The following is a 20,176-nucleotide window of genomic DNA, read 5'->3' as shown; positions in this document are numbered from 1 at the left end:
TCTCACCATATTTTTATTACTTACTCATTTTAATATACTTACTCTTTGTAAGTTATCAGATTCATATTTCGCCAGCAAGCAGATTTATTAATTCTTATTAGATTAAAAAGTCTGCTTTAAATAAAAAAATCATAAAAAAAGAGCCTCAAATGAGGCTCTTTTTTTAGCTAAATACTAATTATGCATTAGTTTCAGCAGGAACTTTTGGATAGCTTACGCCACCCATTTGTTCAGCAATACGCAATACCTGGCAGCTATAACCCACTTCGTTATCGTACCAAACATAAGCAGTTAAACGGTTGCCTGAAGTGATCGTTGCTTGCGCGTCAAATACACCTGCAGTGCGTGAACCAATAAAGTCAGAAGATACCACTTCAGTCGAGTTGGTATAACCGATTTGACCTTGCAGGCTAGAACCGATTGAAATCTGACGAATGTATTCGTTCACTTCATCACGATCAACGTCTTGACCTAAAGTCAGGTTAAGAATCGCAAGAGATACGTTTGGTGTAGGTACACGTACAGAGTTACCTGTCAATTTACCTTGAAGAGCTGGAAGCGCTTTCGCTACTGCTTTCGCTGCACCAGTTTCAGTAATAACCATGTTCAATGTTGCAGCACGACCACGACGGTCAGCTTTATGGTAGTTGTCGATCAGGTTCTGGTCGTTCGTGAACGAGTGAACTGTTTCAACATGACCATTCAACACCGTGTATTTGTCATGTAATACTTTCAGTGTAGGTGTAATAGCGTTAGTCGTACAGCTTGCAGCAGAGATGATGGTATCTTCATCAAGGATATCCGCTTGGTTTACACCGTAAACTACGTTCTTCATGTCACCTTTACCAGGTGCAGTCAGAATCACACGAGCAGCGCCCGGGCATTTAAGGTGTTGAGCAAGACCTTCAGCATCACGCCATTTACCTGTGTTGTCGATCACAAGTGCATTGTTGATACCGTATGCAGTGTAATCTACTTCAGAAGGATTAGAAGCATAAATCACTTTGATGAAGTTACCGTTGGCAATGATTGCTTCGTTTTCTTCATCTACAGAAATTGTGCCTGCAAATGGACCGTGAATAGAGTCACGACGAAGTAAAGAAGCACGTTTTTCCAAATCACCATCAGATGATTTACGAACAACGATTGCTTTCAGGCTAAGACCACGACCCAGACCTGATTGACCAATCATCAAACGTGCCAGGATACGACCGATACGACCGAAACCATAAAGAACCACATCTTTATGTTCTACAGCAGCAGCATTGCCTTCGATCGATTTAACAGCGTCTGCAACAAATGCATCGATGTCGCCGCCTTTTTCTTTAAATTCAACAGCAAGTTTACCCAGATCAACTTCAGCAGAACCGATGTTTTCTACTTTCACCAATGCTTCAAGAATTGGGAAAGTATCAACTACAGAAAGTTCAACGTCCAGTACGCGAGTACGGCGGTGTGCTTTCAAAATCTGAATCACAGAGCGGTTAATTAAAGAGCGACCATAAACTGTAGCTACAATATTTTTTTCACGATATAACTGGCCAACAAGGGCAATCATACGTTCCGCAAGTTCTTCACGGTTTTTCCAGCGACCTTGGTGTTCTGCATGGAGGGCAACAATAGTGTCTTTGCTCACAGATACGTCCTCTAATTAATTGTAAATCTAAGCATAAATTTCTAAACCCGACAATTGTAATGGAATTGGCCGCAAGTTTGAATCAAAAGCTCGTTGAGACGGGTGGTTTTTAACGTATATTCACTATAAATTTCAAAAATAGTTGTAATTAGCTGAATGATTTTGCATCCGAAAATGCTAAAGACCACTATTTTCAGTACCTGACACAAATTTGTTAAATGTTGTTTATTCAAACAAATCTAAATTTCAAAATTTAGCGTCCCGCCCTGTTCAGGCTGGATTCTACTCCCTGCTGAAAAATTCATGTCCAGACTCATGGAGGCATTGAAGTTTTCTACATCGAAATCATCATAGGTTTCGGGCAAGTGAATAAGCAAAGGTAAACGGGTCAGGCCATTATCCCCAGAGGGAAAAGCATAGTGGCGATCAACCTGCTGCAAATGCTGCAAACTTTCAAATTCCAGAAATACACTACAGTTTTCATGTGTTCTTGGCACCTGAATAATTTCCAGAAACATACTGCGCTTTAACTGCTGTAATTGGTTGAGCGCGGTGTCAATTGCCTCATCGAAATTATTTTTACGCCATAACTTTTTAAATACGGATTTTTTCTCTTCATCCGCTTTTTGCCGCTGCAGTGTATTAATATATTTTTTCAGATCCCGGTATTGCTGTACATTTTCAGAAATCGTATTTTGAATATCCAAAACAGCCTGCTGTGAACGCTGATGCATGACTTGCCATTCATTGCGATATGTAGGAATAAAGGTTTCCGCTTTACGCTTTTCCAGTAAACGGATAAAAGCCAGCAGCTTATATTCAAAATTCTGGATGTACTGATTAAACATGAAACCCGGCTGGGACTTGAAATCGCGGTAATAGGCCAGAATTTCTGTAAATACTTTATGGACATGCAGATACAGATAATCAAACTCTTCAATATGCGATAAATGATCACGAATGGCATCCCGCATCGGCAAAAGCAATTCACGCGTCATAATTTCTTCAAACTGTTTCAAGTGACGTTGTGCCACCACATCGGCATTTTTCTCTACGACTTGAATGGGCTCAACCAGTAAAGGCAATAACTTCTGTTCAGACACCTGTTCCAGCGTATGCACGATATCGATTACATCCAAATGAATCTGACTCTGTAAAGTTACCATCCGCTGCATCTGCGATTTCAGGGTTTCTACCACCGCTTCATCCATATCATCCTGGAGGTCCAAAATCAGGATATTCAGGTAGACCTGATCTTCAAGTGCACCTTTTTCTTCAATCAGGAAACGACGAATAGAATACGGGTTTTGCTGCACATCCATCACCGGCGCAACAATAAATAGAAATTGCGAGGTACGGACAATATCAAAATGACGAATCTGCTGCTCTTTAATCAGGAAATAACGGAAAAGTGGATGCGTCATTTCTGCCGTCTGTTTTTTAATAGCGGCTTATACCAATAACCCAACAATTGCTGCTTGATAAAAACTTCAATAATGAAGCATTTGATTTGCTGTTCAGTGAGCTGACGCACCCCCTCAACCGGTTGTAAGCGAAGACCACGAATAACTTCAGCAGCATTTAATAAAAATGTACGACGCAGTTCCAGCTTTTCACGCTGCATCTGAAAATTTTCATTGACGTCAATTTTATCGATTTGTTCCAGGACGTTTTCTAAGTAGTCCGCAATTTGCAAGCTATCATTCAAACCCTGCAAACTTTTCAGTGACAAGCCAAAGGTACTAGCATAGTAACGCATCCGGTCATTGAGAAATTTTTGGCTAAGACGTTCTACCGAATGTTGAGCCTGATAGCGGTATTGATCCATTTCCTGATCCCAAAGAATTTTCTTGGGCTTTAAAATTTGAAAATCAATACTTTCTTTTAATTCGGGTGAAACTTCTGCCAGAATAGTACGAAGCTCTCGCTCCCAATTTAAATCCAGACTTGGTTCCAGTTGTGATAAACGTGCACGTAACTGATATGGAATCGCAATCTGTGACATGTTTATCCCCTTAATATATCGAAAACATTATTTTAAACAAAATGGTAGATGATTTTTAAAATAATCAGGTCAATATTGTCTGACGAATATAATGCTTATGCAAACCACATTATTCATTATTTTTTCTGATTTTTTCTAGCTGTGCAGCTTTATTTGCCAGCTCATTTTTTTTCAGCTGCTGCTGTTTTAAATGCAATATTCCTTCCACAATCAACAGTAAAACAGCCAACCAGATTGGAATATAGGTCAGCCATTCACCTGATTCCACACGCTCACCCAGTGCCATCGAGGCAAAAGCAAGCAGTACCGGCTCCAGATAACTCAACAGCCCAAAGATGACAAAGGGTAAATATCGGCTAGCCAAAATATAGCTACCTAAACCGAGCGCACTTAAAAAGCCCAATCCAAGAACTGCCAGGATCAAATGAGAATGACTCAACATAAGCGACATAGAATCGCTATAGATAAAGCCCAAATAAAATGCCACAGGCAAAATCAGAAATAGATCCCACCAGAATCCACCAAGATGATCGGTCGCGAATTTACGCCGCATAAAGAAATAAAGTGGATAAGCTAAAGCGACATAGACCGTTTCCCATGCGATTGAACCGATCCGCCAGATTTCATGCCCTACCCCCAACATTGCCAGAGCAACGGCGACCATCTGGAAAGATGACAATTTTTCTTTATAAAGCACACAGCCGACCAGCACCATCACCAGAGGTAGCAGAAAATAACCGAGCGAGACTTCGAGGCCACGGCCATTGATAGGTCCCCATAGAAATAACCACAATTGCGTGGTACACAACAGTGAACTGATCAGCAACCAGATCAAGAATGAAGGCTGTTGCAACACCCGCTTAAAGATATTGCTAATATGTTTCAGATCACCCGACCACCACATAAAGGCTGTGAGGAATGGTAAAGTCGCCAGCATACGCCAAGCAAAAGTCTGTTCACTATCTAAAGGCTGTAAAAAAGGCGTAAATACATACAGCACTCCAAAAACCACAGAGGCCAAGACAGATAACGCGATGCCTTTATACATAGTTAAACTCTACTTTCATTCGCCGGCATTATAACGATTAGTACAATAGAAAGCTTGATGCTTCATCTATTTAAAATGTAGTTATCTCTCGATTTTAGATTGTCTTTCGACTCATAAAATAAAAAACCATGCCATAGCATGGTTCCCATTAAGACGATCTTTTTATCTTTGAGTTTGTTTAGTATGAATTACATCACTCAGGTCATAACCGACAGACTGTGCATATTGTAAATATTCATTTACCACATTTTTATCCAATTGAGGATCACGTGAGAGTATCCACATATATTTACGTTTTGGCTCACCGACCAGAACAGTTTGATAATTTTCATCCAGTTTTAAGACCCAATAATCGCCACGAGCGACCGGAATCCAACGAATAAAGTCTGGTAAGAAACTGACTTTTAACTTGGTATTCTGCGGTGGATTTTGCACAAATGCCTCGCCCAATGACTGGGTTTGTCCACCATCTTTTTTAATGCAGCGGTTATCCACCACGATATTGCCATTTTCATTTAAAGTATAGGTCGCTGTGACATCGCGATCACACTTGTTTTGAAAATACAAAGGTTTGCGTGCTACTTCGTACCATGTTCCCAGATAACGGTCCAGTTCAACTTTCTCAATGGTCGGTAATGGCTCGTCTTTCGCATAAGCCATGGTAGCGGCGCCCAAACCAAGAAGAACCGCACTACCCACCGCAATTTTTGCCAGCTTTAATCCAGTACGTGAAAATTTTTGAGTTGTCATAAAGATACCTATTGCATGTTCACAAAATATTTATTTAAAAATTTCTGTTCATACAATAGCTTTATCCAATTCCTAAATTTGTTACATTATGTTTTCTTTGTGATTGATTTTACGTCATTTAAATAAGATTTAATGCAACAACAATCAATCAAACATCTGGGCTTTTAAACGCACAATTTCATCACGCATACGCGCAGCCTGCTCAAACTGAAGCTCTTTGGAAGCTTTCAGCATTTCCTTTTCAAGCTTGTTAATGTGTTTCGCAAACATTTTTGGATCTGCCATGATATGCCGCTCATCTGCACTGATCGCACGTGCCTGATCCGAGGCTTTCAATTCAATTGAATCATCATCCAATACTTCACCGGTATCAATTTCCTTGATCACCTGACGCACTGCACTGCGCGGGGTAATGCCATGTTCTTCATTAAACTGAATCTGCTTGGCACGACGACGGTCTGTCTCATCAATGGCTTTCTGCATCGAATCAGTGATTCGGTCTGCATACAGAATCGCCTTACCTTTCAGGTTACGTGCAGCGCGGCCAATGGTCTGAATGAGAGAGCGCTCGGAACGCAGGAAACCTTCTTTATCCGCATCCAGAATGGCGACCAGTGACACTTCCGGCATATCCAGCCCTTCACGCAGCAGGTTAATCCCGACCAGTACATCATGCACCCCAGTACGCAGTTCATGAATGATTTTGACACGTTCAACAGTATCGATATCCGAGTGTAAATAAGCGACCTTAATCCCGTATTCTTTCAAATAAGAGGTTAAATCTTCAGCCATACGCTTGGTCAAGGTTGTAACCAGCACCCGCTCATTAATATCTTTACGCAAATTAATTTCTGAAAGCACATCATCGACCTGCGTCAGAACTGGACGAATTTCAATTTCCGGATCGATCAGACCAGTCGGACGTACCACCTGTTCGACAATCTGCTGGGATTTTTCCAGCTCATAACGTGCGGGCGTTGCGCTGACATAAACGGTCGTCGGCACAATCCGTTCCCATTCCTCAAATTTCATTGGACGGTTATCCAGCGCGCTTGGCAAACGGAACCCGTAATTGACCAGATTTTCTTTACGCGAACGGTCGCCCTTGTACATGGCACCAATCTGCGGCACTGTCACATGCGATTCATCAATAATCAGCAAGGCATCATCAGGAATATAATCGAACAAGGTCGGTGGCGCTTCACCCGCAGGACGGCCAGATAAATGACGCGAATAGTTTTCAATGCCGTTGGTATAACCCAGTTGTTGCATCATTTCCAGATCATAGCGTGTCCGCTGTTCAATCCGCTGTGCTTCCAGCAGTTTGTCATTTTCACGGAAGAACACCAGGCGCTCTTTGAGTTCGTCCCGGATGGTTTCAATCGCGCGGGATAAATTGTCTTTCGGCGTAACATAATGGCTTTTAGGATAAATAGTGACGCGAGGCACTTTACGAACCATTTTCCCGGTCAGCGGATCAAACCAGCGAATGGAGTCAACTTCATCATCAAACAGTTCAATCCGGATCGCATCCTGATCCGATTCTGCCGGGAAAATATCAATAATTTCGCCGCGAATACGATAAGTACCACGCAGAAATTCCAGTTCGTTACGCGAATACTGCATCTCGACCAGACGGCGAATAATATCATCACGGCCAATGCGGTCACCCTCCACCACATGCAGCAACATGCTCATATAGGCATTTGGATCACCCAAACCATAAATCGCAGATACCGATGCGACAATAATCGCATCACGTCGCTCTAGGAGTGAACGGGTTGCAGAAAGGCGCATCTGGTCAATATGGTCATTAATTGCAGCATCTTTCTCGATAAAAGTATCTGAAGATGGCACATAGGCTTCCGGCTGATAATAATCATAATAACTGACAAAATATTCGACGGCATTATTGGGGAAAAATGCTTTAAATTCGCCGTAGAGCTGCGCAGCCAAAGTTTTGTTATGTGCCATGACAATGGTCGGACGCTGTGTCTGTGCAATGACATTGGCCATAGTATAGGTTTTACCAGACCCAGTAACCCCCAGTAAAAGCTGATCATGAAAACCCTGTTCAATGCCTTTGACAAGTTTTTCAATGGCCTGTGGCTGATCGCCTGCTGGTTGATAACTGGTCACTAATTCAAAGGGTTTTTTATCACTCATAGCTTTCGCTGACTTCGCTGCGGATATAGATTTGATTTATTATGAGGGTAAATTGGAATTACTCAATCCCTGCTTAGGTTTCTGTTTGGTAAAATAAAACAATATTAGTATTCATTATTTGTTAGCGCTTGACTCATTCTCTAGTTTGAAAAATCATCAATAAAATATACAGTTACAAAGCGAATAAATACAGAAAAAACCAAGCATTTTCAGCCAGCAGCTTTATTTGTGCATACTCGGCATCATGTTTTGCCTTATGGGTGAAATATTACTCTCTCTGTTTGGATATCGCTGCAGAATAATGCCTTGACCCCTATGCATTTCACGGGCAACATGAAGATCAGGATGGCCTAGAATAGACAATTATGACTTACCACTATCACGATGAAAGTATTGTTAAATCCCTTCCGGAAAATACGGTTTTTGTTTTTGGCAGCAACTTGGCTGGACAGCATGGTGGTGGAGCAGCCAGAACGGCACTTGAGCATTTTGGTGCAGTCATGGGCGTGGGTCGTGGCTGGGCGGGTCAGAGCTATGCTATTCCAACAATGAACGAGCATTTGCAACAAATGCCACTCTCACAAATCCAGCACTATATTGATGACTTTAAGATTTACACCAAAAACCATCCTAAAAATAAATATTTTATTACTTCCTTGGGTTGTGGGATCGCAGGTTATAAGGTAGAGGAAATTGCACCGATGTTTAAAGGCATCTCACGTAATGTGATTTTCCCGCAATCTTTCCGTCCTTTTGTCGAAAAGCCGCTGCCAAAATTAAGCGCAAATTTTTACATACCATATTCCGCGATTCGGTCATTTTAACTCCAGCCAGCGATGAATTGATTGAAGAACTGCCTTTGACCGAAAATGAAAAAAGCTTGGCGAGAATTATTTTAAATACCCAGATCTATCCGACCGACAGCAATGGGCGGGAACGTGTCTTTGAAATTGAAGATATCCTGCACAACCTGAATACCAAGCTGGTCGATTTTCAGAGCCATTCAGAAGGTGCCATGTTGTTTGGAGGCGTGATTTTAGCACTCCTAGAACTTTATAATATTAACGAGAAAGATTTTATCGATGTCTGGCAAGGCGAGCGAGAAATTGCGCCACCGAAACCGGAAAATAAAGCGCGTAAAAGCATTCGTTAGTGCTATCAAAATATCTTTCAAAAAAGCCAATGTTTGAATTGGCTTTTTTTATGGGCGGCTAAAATGTCGAATATGAAATCAATCAGGTCTGGATTTTATTTTGATGGGTATTTACAGAGCTTACATATTTCGTTTGCTTTATTAAGAATAAAATTGAAAGAGATTTGGATAAATTAGAGCACCACTTTCTATTTGCTCGAAAAATAAATCAAATATTACTCACCAACTCCCTAAAAACTTCCATAAAAAAAGCCATGATTGATCATAGCTTTTTGAGTCTGATCAATTAGCGCTTGCCCATTGAACGGCGCGTACCACGTGGTGGCATCCAAGTACGGTCAGCATAACGCTGTGGTCTTGGTCTTAAATCTTCCAGAACTTCTTCTGCAGCATTTTGCTCTGCTTGCTTGATCGGGAAAGGTAAATTAACCAGGGGCTTTTTTTTGGGAGGAGTTTGGGTGCTCATGTGATTCACTCAATAATATATGCAGCTATTGTACAAAAAAACTCAGTCGACTGGGTAGCAGGATCTTGGATAAATTCATATGCTCTTGTTTTGGAAAAATAAGAAATCATCCCATGATGATAAATGCTTGAATCAATGCAGCCTAAAATTTACCTAAACTCTCCTCTATATCTTCTACGATAAAAATTCATAGGATTGAAATTTTAATGCTTTCAAGAGCAAATTTCCTTCACTTTTATACTTAAGCTATTAAGGTAAAAGTAATTATATTTACACGCTATACATTTCTTAAAATTCAAGAGATATAAACAAAAAATATACAGTAGTTACCATTATCAACCATCGATTAACTTTTGATCTGTTGTTCTATAACTGAATTTTTAATGTAATTCACATAATTAATGAACTAGAAAAACGAATAAACACACTGGACATGGAGTTCCAAATCAATGAAAACATTGCTGGCATGTATGGCAGGCCTAGCCACTTTACCTATGGTCGCGCATGCAGATTCCCCTTATTTTAGCTTGCAAGATGGAGATGGCTTTAAGCGCTTTTCGGTATCAGTCGGTGCATTGCATGTGATGCCGCAAGGCAAGGCCCAACCATTTAAAGTGAATACTGCTGTCAAAGAAGGTGAAACATCACAAGTAGGTGATATCTCAATTGACTCTGTGAAAAATAATCTTGATCCAGACATGGACCCAAACCTTTCCTCTGTTTTTGTTAATATTCTCGATCGACTTGGTACAGAAACACTGCCCGCAACGCTCAGTGGACGAGCTGAAATTTATGGACTGGAAAGCTGGAATAATCCTGGTACTGGCCTGGAAGCAGATGATGTCACCACTTTAGGCATTATGACCAATTACTATTTTACCGATAATATTTCTTTTGAAATGAAAGCCGGCATTCCCCCCAAAGTAGACTTGCAAGGCAGTGGTAAAATTTATGCCCCTTTTTCTGCGCTTGCGACTCCAAGTCTTGATTTAATTCCACAAATTCCAGGTGGAATTGATTTACCTGGTATTGAATTGAAGAATGATATTCTCATTACTGATCTGGAAGCTTATGGGCCGGCCGCCTCTGCCCGCGCCTGGACACCTGCCTTTGAATTCCAGTATCACTTTGGTAAAACCGGAGTGAATAAATTCCGGCCTTATGTCGGCTTAGGTGTGATGTATGCCTATTTCAATGAACTGGAAATTAACTCACGTACCGAGCAAGACCTAATTGCTGCAGGACATATGATTGCCAATATTAAACAAGGCAATGCTGGTGCTTCCCTTGAAGGTATAAGCTAAGTGAAGCCGATCCAAAAGTAAAGCTTGAGGCATCCGATGCTTTCGCACCTGTGGCCACGGTCGGCTTTAGCTATGACTTTAATGACACCTGGTTTGCAGTCGGTTCAGTATCTTATGCACATCTAAAAAATGACACGACAATTACAGTGACAGATGCAAATTTAGGTGAGCTGATTCGCTCTAAAGCCGATATTGAAGTCAATCCGATTCTGGCCTATGCCGGGATCGGGATGCGTTTCTAAGTTTGAAACCCGATATTTGATTAAACGGCTTCGGCCGTTTTTTTAGGCTTAAAATATTGATAAAAAAATTTATCTTTTGATCAATATTTATTTAATCGCCTCTATTGCTTGAATCGAATACTATACATATCAACTTTATAGGCATGAATGACGTATGGCTGACAGTCAATTTTCCAAAGCTCTTATTTTTATGCTGATTGGCTCCGCCATAATTTTGGCACTGTCACTGGGTGTACGTCATGCCTTTGGTCTGTATCTGGTACCGATGAGCGAAGAGTTTGGCTGGGGTCATAATGTTTTTAGTCTGGCCATTGCCATGCAAAACCTGATCTGGGGTGCAGTGCAGCCGATCACCGGGGCATTTGCCGATAAATATGGCAGCAAGATTGTGGTGGCTGTAGGCGGCGCCTTATATGCAATCGGTCTACTCTTGATGGCAGTCAGCTCGACCGGATTATTGCTTAATCTGAGTGTGGGTCTGATTCTGGGTCTCGCCCTGTCTGCCACCTCATTTCCGGTCTTATTGTCTGCGGTCGGGCGTGCTGCCCCACCAGAAAAGCGCAGTTTGGCGATGGGTATTGCCAGTGCGGCCGGGTCTTTTGGTCAGTTTATCATGCTGCCTTCAACCCTGCTGCTATTACAGAATGTTGGCTGGTCAGCGGCGCTGGTGGTCAGTGCCATTTTAATTGCACTGATTGTGCCATTGGCCTGGATGCTGAAAGCACCGATGTATGTTCATCCCAACGCGGCCGCTACCCCCAATAAAGTCTCACTCAGTTTTAAACAGATTCTGGTGGTGGTGAAAAATCATAAACCCTTCTGGTTTCTGGCTATGGGCTTTTTTGTTTGTGGTTTTCAGGTCGTTTTTATTGGCATTCACCTGCCTGGATATCTGATTGATCATGGGTTTAATGCCACAACCGGTACGATCTTCTTAGCCTTAGTGGGTTTGTTTAATGTGGTAGGCACCTATACGGCCGGCTGGCTGGGTGGCAAATATTCCAAACCGCATCTGCTAATGGGATTATATGCCTTGCGTGGAATTGCGATTATTGCCTTTCTCATGCTGCCTCTCAGCACATGGACAGTCTATAGCTTTGGTGTCATTATGGGACTACTCTGGTTATCAACCGTTCCGCTGACCAATGGTATTGTGGCGAATATGTTCGGGGTGAAATATCTGACCATGCTCAGTGGCATTGTGTTCTTTACCCATCAGGTTGGCTCGTTTTTCGGTGGCTGGCTCGGTGGAGTCAACCATGATTTGAGCGGCAATTATAATGCGGTGTGGATGCTATCAATTGTCCTCAGCATTTTTGGCGTACTGGTGCATTTTTGGGTCAATGAGGAGCAAATCGTCCATGACTGATTCTCTGCTGAAACTCAAACTCTCGATTGTGGTGGCAATCCTGCTTTTACTGGCTTTGTCGATTGGACTGTGGTTTCAAACCCCTCAGCTGTTTGAATATTTTAATCAGGCTTTTTGCGCACACTAAACTGCTGAAATATCCTCAGCAGAAAATGCACAATCCATCGCACAATAAGTTAAATGTTTTAAAATCAAATGAATAGTAAAAATATTAGATTATTCATAAACTTATCATTTATTTTGATTTTATTTCAGTCCGGAATTTTCTTAGATTCTTATCAATAAGAAAATTCTGAGACTTGATAATGACTAGCTTAACCCAACTTTCACAAGCGATTCATGATGCTCCACGCTGGCATCAGCACGATCAATTTCAACATCCGGCTGAAATCAAGATTGTACCGCAAACCGGTCAGGCCTTAGGCGCAGTGGTCTATGGTCTGGATGCCCGTAAGGCCCAGTCATCCAAAACCATTTTAAAGTTAAAACAGGCTCTGGCCGAGCATCTGATTTTGATCTTTAAGCAGCAAAGTCTAGATGATTTACAGTATCTGGCGTTTTCAACTTATTTCGGTTCCATTTTCCGTCCCGGTGCAGATACACCAGTACTGGCTGCGCAGTCCGATAGCGGTGTTCCACCCGATGTCGTGCCGGTTTCCAATGCTGTTGGTCAGGGAGATTACACCGGGCATGGTGAACTGACTCCACATGCCGATCATCAATGGACGCCCCTACCTTCTTTTGGTTCCCTTCTGTATGCCATTGAACTGCCTCAGGACGGCGGACAGACCAGCTGGATCAATACCATTAAAGCTTATGATGCACTCGATGAAGCAACCAAGGTAGAGATCGATCAGCTGCAACTGATTACTTATAACCCTTTTGTGCGCCATCAAAAAACTAAAGATCAGACTGATGATCAAGGTTATGGTTCAAGCCCATTGTATCGTTTTAAAGATCAACCGATTTTAAGCCATGCTTATCCACATCCACTGGTGCGCACTCATCCTGAATCCGGCCGTAAAGCGCTTTGGCTAAACACCCATACCGAAGTCGAGCTGGTCAATTATGATGATCAGGCTGGCAGTCAACTGATCGCCAAATTACGTGAGCATATTTCGAAACCTGAATTCGCTTATGAACATCACTGGGAAATTGGCGATATCGTGTTCTGGGATAATCAGGTGACCTTACACTCACGCCGTCCATTCCCGGCAGATCAGCGCCGTTTATTGAAACGCATCAGTCTGGCGGGTAGCCGTCCGTTTTAATAATAAAAACGAGAATAACCAGAAAGGTAGAGCTAGTTTAACCCTTCAAAAATTACGATTCATCATGTCGATCTTCCACCATTGAGACTTTGACCGCCTCAATGGTTTTTTATTTTCAAATAAAAAAAATTAATTCCAACTATCGCTCATGATCCAGTAGATCTCTAACAAAACAAAGTAGCTGTTTACTTTTCCTCACCTAATCTACCTAGTGTATTTTCCTTTTTCTGCTTAGCTTATTAGAAAATCAGCAACAAACCTATGGAAAGAGGAAACGACAATGAATCAGCTTCAATTTTCAGATTGTGTTCAAACCTGTATGAACTGTTCCCTGGCCTGTGCCAACTGTGCCAGTGCCTGTCTTAAAGAAGAAGATCTGGAGATGATGCGGGAGTGTATCCAGCGCTGTCTGGACTGTGCAGATATCTGTCAGTTGTGTGCCCGTATGGAACAAAAGCAATCTCCATTCATGCATGAAATATGTGAACTTTGTGCGAAAGCCTGTGACTACTGTGTAGAAGAATGTGGTCATCATGAAGATGAACATTGTCAGCAATGTGCCGAAGCATGCCGCCGCTGTGCTGAAGAATGCCGAAAAATGGCGGCTTAAAAATTCGATTTGATCAACTTGACTGACTTAATCACTTCCAATAAAAAAACCGCAAGTGAAGACTTGCGGTTTTTCTGTCTAAGTCAAATATCTCACTTAGAATAAACGGTTCATACCATTCAGTGTGGCTACACGATACGCTTCAGCCATAGTCGGATAGTTAAACGTGGTTTCTACGAAGTACTTGATGGTATTGTTCGGGCTGTTCATGACTGCCTGACCAATATGGATAATTTCAGAGGCATTATTACCGAAGCAATGTACACCCAAAACTTCCAATGTTTCGCGATGGAACAGAATCTTTAATTCACCCATAGTATCACCGGTAATCTGTGCACGTGCCAAATGACGGAATGATGCCTGACCGACTTCATACGGAATTTTTTCTTCAGTCAGCTGCTGTTCAGTCTTACCAATCGAAGAAATTTCAGGAATGGTATAAATCCCGGTTGGAATATCAGTCACCGGCGCAACGTCTTTCTCGCCGCTCATATTGGCACCTGCGCAACGACCTTGGTCATAGGCAGCAGAGGCTAGCGAAGGCCAACCGATTACATCACCGGCAGCGTAGATATTTTCTACTTCAGTCTGATATTGATCATTCACAGTCAATTGACCACGGCTGTTCGGTTTCAGGCCGACATTTTCAAGGCCTAGACCATCGGTATTGCCTGAACGGCCATTACACCACAAAATCGCGTCGGCTTTAATTTTCTTGCCGCTTTGCGTGTGCATCACCACATGGTCGTCAAATGTTTCTAAAAAGTCGATCTGTTCATTATGACGAATCAGCACACCCTGTTCACGCAAGTGATAAGACAGCGCATCAGAGATTTCATCATCCAGATAGCTTAAAAGTTTGTGTTGGGTGTTGATCAGGTCAACTTTATGTCCCAAACCAATAAAGATCGAGGCATATTCACAACCGATTACACCTGCGCCATAAATGATGATTTTCTGGATGGAATAGTCCAGATCCAGAATTTTGTCTGAATCAAATACACGTGGATGATTAAAATCAAGAATGTCTGGACGATATGGACGCGAGCCGCTGGCAATGACCAGTTGCTTAAACATCAGCGTTTCTTTAATGCCATCTGGGTTAAATACAAAAATGGTATTTTGATCCTGAATGTAGGCACGACCATGATAAATATCAATTTTATTGCGGTCGTAGAAACGTGAATGTGTATCTACTTGTTGTTGAATAACTTTATGTGCATGACGCAACACTTGCTTCATAGTGAACTGCTTCCAGTCCCCAACTTTTTGAAACAGTGGATCACGTTGATAACGGATAATACTGGATACTGTTTGACGCAATGCTTTACTTGGAATCGTACCGACATGGGTACAGTTACCACCCAGCTGTTCACGCATCTCAACGATTGCAACACGCTTACCAGATTTGGCAAGTTTCATTGCCGCGCCTTCGCCCGCAGGGCCCGAACCTAGAACTACCGCATCATATTTAACGAAAGTCCCACTAACGACCTCTTTTTTACGTGGCATTCAACGCTCCTCAAAATTAAAAAATTCACTTTAATCTACACTCTTATTATGACGTAAATCCTGTTGATTTGGTGTATTTAACTCACATATATTGCTTGATAAGAACATTTTTTAAATGAATACCCCTTTTTGCCCTATTTAGAACGAAGTCCGTTATAATAACTGCGCTATCTTTGAGTATCTCCCCCTTCAAAAACAGTGGAAAAGTTGAATATGTCTGAAAACCGTAAACCTGAACAGGGCGTCAAACTTCGCGGTGCGGAAAAAGTTGCCCGCATTCCTGTAAAAGTTGTTCCTACGGTTGAAACGCCACGCAAGCCGGACTGGATCCGGGTAAAAATGGCGGCACCTGAAGAAGTTCAACGCATTAAAACCACACTACGTCAGCAAAAATTACATACGGTGTGCGAAGAAGCCGCCTGTCCAAACCTGCCTGAATGTTTTGGTGGCGGTACTGCGACTTTCATGATTATGGGCGATATCTGTACCCGTCGCTGTCCATTCTGTGATGTGGCACACGGCCGTCCAAATGCACTCGATGCAGATGAACCGCGTCATATGGCAGAAACCATTGCCAACCTGGGTTTGAAATATGCGGTAATCACTTCGGTAGACCGTGATGATTTACTGGATGGTGGTGCACAGCATTTTGTCGATTGCATTAAAGAAGCACGTGCCTTAAGTCCGAATACCTTACTCGAAATTCTGGTACCAGATTTCCGTGGCCGTATGGATATCGCGCTGCGCATCATGACTGAATGTCCGCCAGATGTATTTAACCACAATATCGAAACTGTACCGCGTTTATATAAAGCCATGCGTCCAGGTTCTGACTATCAGCACTCTTTAAACCTGCTGAAAATGTTTAAAGAATACTGCCCGGACGTACCAACCAAATGTGGTCTGATGGTCGGTATTGGTGAAACTGAAGAAGAAGTGCTGGCCCTGCTTGATGATCTGCATGCGCATGGCGTAGATTATGTGACGATTGGTCAGTATTTGCAGCCTTCAAAAGAACATGCAGCGATTGACCGCTTTGTAACACCTGAAGAATTCGAGCGTTATACCGAACATGGCCAAAAACTGGGCTTCCGCAATATCTGGGCAGCACCAATGGTTCGTTCAAGCTACTTTGCCGACCGCCAATACTACGGCGAACCAGTTCCAGCAGTGCGCCGTAAAGTTGACCCTGCCAAAAAAATTGCAGTTCAGGCCATTGAAGCTTAATCCTGTTTAAATAAATGAAATAAAAGCCCTCTCAAGTAGAGGGCTTTTTAATATCCATAATTGAAATTCTACTCAGCGTTAAACGCCATTTTTTATTTTAGATAAGATTAAGTCATTACTTATCTTCACATTTCTTTGCGCGTTCTCACTTGAAGACTGAGCATTTTTCAAACAATCTCAAAAATAGATGCAAGACTTAAACATATCGTTGCCATATTTAAAAAGATCATTCTCACAAATCCAATGCTAAACCTGTCTGATCCTCAAGCGACAAAAAAATGAATGAACTGTGACAAAAATTCTATGAGATCCCAGCACAGGCAACGTTGTATAAATCTGGAGAACTATAACAATGCTATTTATATTTGCTGTACTACTGCTATTACTGAGTTTATGGGCAGTTTTCTATTTTCAGCTCTCGCGTAGTGCGGGTGCAATCGTGCTGATGGTCGTGTCAGTGGTCTGTGCCTTTCTTAGTCCGTGGTCACTGATTCTTGGTATCCCGCTCATCCTGATCAGCCTCGTGGTGATAATCGAGCCTCTGCGCATGTCGTTTATTTCCAGACCGGCCTATAAAGCGCTGGCTGATGCCATGCCGAGCATCAGTCCGACAGAGCGTGAAGCACTGGACTCCGGAACCAGCTGGTGGGAAAAAGAACTGTTTATGGGTGCACCGAACTGGGAAACCTTTAATAGCTATCCTTATCCAAAACTCTCGCTAGAAGAACAGGCTTTTCTGGACAATGAGGTTGAGACCTTGTGCAGCATGCTGGATGAATGGGAAATCCATGAGCAGAAAGCGCTGCCTGATCATGTCTGGCAATATATTAAGGAACATGGTTTCTTGGGCCTGATTATTCCCAAAGAATACGGCGGTCGTGCCTTTAGCTCCTTTGCCCAAAGTCGGGTGATGAGCAAGATTGCTTCGCGTTCTCTGACCACAGCTGTGAGTTGTATGGTGCCGAATTCGCTCGGACCGGGTGAGCTGTTGCTGCATTACGGTACCGAAGAACAGAAAAACCGTTATCTGCCGGGTCTGGCGCGTGGTGAAGAAATTCCCTGTTTCGGTTTGACCAGTCCAGAGGCCGGTTCGGATGCCGGTGCGATTCCTGATACGGGCGTGGTCTGCTATGGCCAGTTTGAAGGTCAGGAAGTCTTAGGCCTGAGAATGAATTTTTCCAAACGCTGGATTACGTTAGCTCCAATTGCGACAGTAGTAGGCCTGGCCTTTAAAATGTATGACCCCGATCATCTCTTGGGTGAACAGACTGAATACGGTATTACCTGTGCCCTGCTTCCTGCCAGTCATGAAGGCGTAATAGTGGGACCACGGCATAACCCGGGACCGCCATTTATGAATGGTACGGTTGAAGGTAAAGATGTGTTTATTCCTCTGGACTGGATTATTGGTGGCGTCAAAAATGCCGGTAAAGGATGGCGCATGCTAATGGAATGTCTGGCGGTTGGTCGTGGTATTTCCCTACCAGCGCTGTCTACTTCTACTTCAGAAATGACTTATTTAAATGTCGGCGCTTTCTCTCGCATCCGTCAGCAGTTCAAAATTTCAGTTGGTAAGTTTGAGGGTGTTCAGGAAGCCACCAGTGAAATCGCCAGTGATACCTATATGCTGGAGGCTTTCCGTTATCTGGTCACCTGTGGTCTGAATCAGGGCGGCAAGCCTGCCGTAATGACAGCGATTGCCAAATATTATGCGACAGAAGGCATGCGTAAAGTGGTCAATCACGGTATGGATGTGGTCGGTGGCCGCGCCATTCAGATGGGTCCGCGTAACTTTCTGGCGCCTTATTATCAGGCAATTCCAGTCTCCATTACGGTTGAAGGCGCCAATATTCTTAGTCGTTCCCTGATGATTTTCGGTCAGGGTTCAATGCGTTGCCATCCTTATCTTTATGAAGAATTACAGCTCTTACAAGCAGAAGATCCGGCAGCGGCTCTAAATCCTTTTGATAACTTGCTGTTTAAGCATTTGGGTTACACCTTTAACCGGACTGCTCGCTCCTTTGCCTATGCCTTTACAGGTGGCTCCAATGCTGCGCCGCAAAGTGCTGTTGACTTTACCCGTCCTTATTACAAGATCATTAACCGGCTGAGTGCCAACTTTGCTTTAACTGCGGATATGTGTCTAGGATTACTCGCAGGGGATATCAAACGTAAGGAAATGCTTTCGGGTCGTCTGGCCGATATTCATGCACATCTGTTTATTGCTTCCTCAATTCTCAAATTTTTTGAGCATAGCAAAAAGACTGAAGATGAGCGTTTACATGCACAGCTTGCATTAGAAAAATCTCTATATACAGCGCAAGAAGCTTTTTTTGACCTGTTTGCCAACTTTCCATCAGGTGCAGCAGCAGGCATGGTCAAACTGTTATGCTTCCCATTTGGCCGTCCGGTACAGAAACCATCAGACCAGCTGAAACAGCAGGTAGCGAACAGTATGATGGAAGACAATGCTTTCCGCCAGGTCTTGAAAAAACATGTCTATTACAATACTCATGAACATGATGTCACCGGCCGTATGGAATCTACTTTCACCATGTTGCTGGACATTGAACAGCTGTGGGATCGCTTTAAAAAAGCAGAAAATAAAGACCAGTTCAAGGGTTTAAGCTTTGCAGAGCATGTGGCAGATGCACAGCTACAAGGCTTTATTAATGATCAGGAAGCAGAAAAACTGCTGCACTATAATGCGCGCCGTTATGACAGCATGTTGACCGATGTATTTGATCTGCATTTGCAGGAAGTATTGGAGCTTGAGAATCCGTATCTCATCAAGGAAGATGCCAAAGGAACGGATACTTCAGTGCAAACTGATCCTTCACACTCAGTATCTCCTTAAATAAAACTTGAAGTTAAGGTGTCATAAATTCCAGAGTGAAGTCATTTTATTACTTTACTCTGGAAGCTTCACAAGTGGCTTTTCAGCCACTTTTTTACGACTATTGCACGATGGTATTTTGGATGGAAAGTACTAAGCTAGCCCTATAAGAAAATTGAGGGTAGACAATGTCACAACAAGATTATGAAAATGGCTTGAAAGTCCGTACTGAAGTGATGGGTGAAAGCTTTGTGAAGCGTGCTCAGGAAAATACCGTTCCATTTACCCAGCCATTACAGGACTGGATTAATGAACATGCCTGGGGTTCGACCTGGCAACGTGAAGGTGTGTTACCGCGTAAATACCGCTCTTTAATTACCATTGCCTTCCTTACAGCTCAAAAAAGTCCTACTGAACTAAAAGGCCATGTGCGAGGTGCCTTAAATAACGGCGCAACGGTTGAGGAAATTCAGGAAGTGCTGCTGCATAGCCTGCCTTACTGCGGCGCACCAGCAACCCAGGAAGCCTTTCGTGCTGCACTTGAAGTGATTCAGGAATATGAAACGAATCAGTAGAATTAA

Annotated in this window: 15 protein-coding genes and 2 pseudogenes; 9 read left to right on the top strand and 8 right to left on the bottom strand. The window is 42.8% G+C overall.

Annotated elements, in window-relative coordinates; all coding sequences use genetic code 11:
- Positions 1 to 178: 178 nt before the first annotated feature.
- From HGD77_RS05610 to uvrB, 6 genes are all read right to left on the bottom strand, one after another.
- Positions 179 to 1,636 (bottom strand): glyceraldehyde-3-phosphate dehydrogenase, encoded by a 1,458-nt coding sequence (locus HGD77_RS05610; RefSeq protein ID WP_004279679.1) that lies wholly within the window; start codon positions 1,634 to 1,636, stop codon positions 179 to 181.
- Positions 1,637 to 1,875: 239 nt separating this feature from the next.
- A complete protein-coding gene (locus tag HGD77_RS05605) occupies positions 1,876 to 3,060 on the bottom strand; it encodes a hypothetical protein (protein ID WP_228761468.1) in 1,185 nt (394 codons plus the stop codon).
- Positions 3,057 to 3,641, bottom strand: coding sequence for a hypothetical protein (locus HGD77_RS16985; RefSeq protein WP_228761467.1), 585 nt, complete (start codon positions 3,639 to 3,641; stop codon positions 3,057 to 3,059). Before HGD77_RS16985 ends, HGD77_RS05605 begins: the two co-directional genes overlap by 4 nt.
- A gap of 109 nt (positions 3,642 to 3,750) precedes the next feature.
- Positions 3,751 to 4,689 carry an EamA family transporter RarD gene (gene rarD / locus HGD77_RS05600; RefSeq protein ID WP_004730115.1) on the bottom strand — a complete coding sequence of 313 codons (939 nt, stop codon included), beginning with the start codon at positions 4,687 to 4,689 and terminating at the stop codon, positions 3,751 to 3,753.
- Between the two features lie 162 nt (positions 4,690 to 4,851).
- Positions 4,852 to 5,439 carry a lipocalin family protein gene (locus tag HGD77_RS05595; protein ID WP_004279677.1) on the bottom strand — a complete coding sequence of 196 codons (588 nt, stop codon included), beginning with the start codon at positions 5,437 to 5,439 and terminating at the stop codon, positions 4,852 to 4,854.
- A gap of 144 nt (positions 5,440 to 5,583) precedes the next feature.
- A complete protein-coding gene (gene uvrB, locus HGD77_RS05590; protein ID WP_086043985.1) occupies positions 5,584 to 7,605 on the bottom strand; it encodes an excinuclease ABC subunit UvrB in 2,022 nt (673 codons plus the stop codon).
- Positions 7,606 to 7,970: 365 nt separating this feature from the next.
- Here uvrB and HGD77_RS17215 point away from each other — a divergent pair.
- A pseudogene (locus HGD77_RS17215) lies at positions 7,971 to 8,758 on the top strand (hypothetical protein).
- 286 nt (positions 8,759 to 9,044) lie between these two features.
- On the opposite strand, the gene HGD77_RS05580 reads toward HGD77_RS17215, so the two are convergent.
- Positions 9,045 to 9,224, bottom strand: coding sequence for a hypothetical protein (locus tag HGD77_RS05580; protein WP_004646507.1), 180 nt, complete (start codon positions 9,222 to 9,224; stop codon positions 9,045 to 9,047).
- Positions 9,225 to 9,673: 449 nt separating this feature from the next.
- Here HGD77_RS05580 and HGD77_RS05575 point away from each other — a divergent pair.
- From HGD77_RS05575 to HGD77_RS05560, 5 genes and pseudogenes are all read left to right on the top strand, one after another.
- Positions 9,674 to 10,770, top strand: a pseudogene (locus HGD77_RS05575) (OmpW/AlkL family protein).
- A 154-nt stretch (positions 10,771 to 10,924) separates the two neighbouring features.
- Positions 10,925 to 12,139: an MFS transporter gene (locus HGD77_RS05570; protein WP_168730743.1), complete on the top strand. Its 1,215-nt coding sequence runs from the start codon at positions 10,925 to 10,927 to the stop codon at positions 12,137 to 12,139.
- Positions 12,132 to 12,266 (top strand): hypothetical protein, encoded by a 135-nt coding sequence (locus tag HGD77_RS17125; protein WP_262457471.1) that lies wholly within the window; start codon positions 12,132 to 12,134, stop codon positions 12,264 to 12,266. The genes HGD77_RS05570 and HGD77_RS17125 overlap by 8 nt, the downstream gene beginning before the upstream one ends.
- 178 nt (positions 12,267 to 12,444) lie before the next feature.
- On the top strand, positions 12,445 to 13,410 hold the full coding sequence (locus HGD77_RS05565) for a TauD/TfdA dioxygenase family protein (protein ID WP_168730742.1): 966 nt from the start codon (positions 12,445 to 12,447) through the stop codon (positions 13,408 to 13,410).
- A 280-nt stretch (positions 13,411 to 13,690) separates the two neighbouring features.
- Positions 13,691 to 14,020, top strand: a complete 330-nt coding sequence (locus tag HGD77_RS05560) for a four-helix bundle copper-binding protein (protein WP_004279668.1) — start codon at positions 13,691 to 13,693, stop codon at positions 14,018 to 14,020.
- Positions 14,021 to 14,116: 96 nt separating this feature from the next.
- Here HGD77_RS05560 and sthA read toward each other — a convergent pair whose 3' ends face one another.
- Positions 14,117 to 15,532, bottom strand: coding sequence for a Si-specific NAD(P)(+) transhydrogenase (sthA, locus tag HGD77_RS05555; RefSeq protein ID WP_004646501.1), 1,416 nt, complete (start codon positions 15,530 to 15,532; stop codon positions 14,117 to 14,119).
- Positions 15,533 to 15,745: 213 nt separating this feature from the next.
- On the opposite strand from sthA, the gene lipA reads away from it, so the two are divergent.
- From lipA to HGD77_RS05540, 3 genes are all read left to right on the top strand, one after another.
- A complete protein-coding gene (lipA, locus tag HGD77_RS05550) occupies positions 15,746 to 16,759 on the top strand; it encodes a lipoyl synthase (protein WP_005246834.1) in 1,014 nt (337 codons plus the stop codon).
- Between the two features lie 352 nt (positions 16,760 to 17,111).
- On the top strand, positions 17,112 to 19,616 hold the full coding sequence (locus HGD77_RS05545) for an acyl-CoA dehydrogenase (protein WP_168730741.1): 2,505 nt from the start codon (positions 17,112 to 17,114) through the stop codon (positions 19,614 to 19,616).
- Positions 19,617 to 19,783: 167 nt separating this feature from the next.
- Positions 19,784 to 20,170: a carboxymuconolactone decarboxylase family protein gene (locus tag HGD77_RS05540; RefSeq protein WP_004646498.1), complete on the top strand. Its 387-nt coding sequence runs from the start codon at positions 19,784 to 19,786 to the stop codon at positions 20,168 to 20,170.
- Positions 20,171 to 20,176 lie beyond the last annotated feature (6 nt).

The organism is Acinetobacter sp. NEB149 (genome assembly GCF_012516415.1).
In the GTDB taxonomy this organism is placed as follows: domain Bacteria; phylum Pseudomonadota; class Gammaproteobacteria; order Pseudomonadales; family Moraxellaceae; genus Acinetobacter; species Acinetobacter lwoffii_V.
This window is presented reverse-complemented; position numbering and strand designations above follow the sequence as displayed.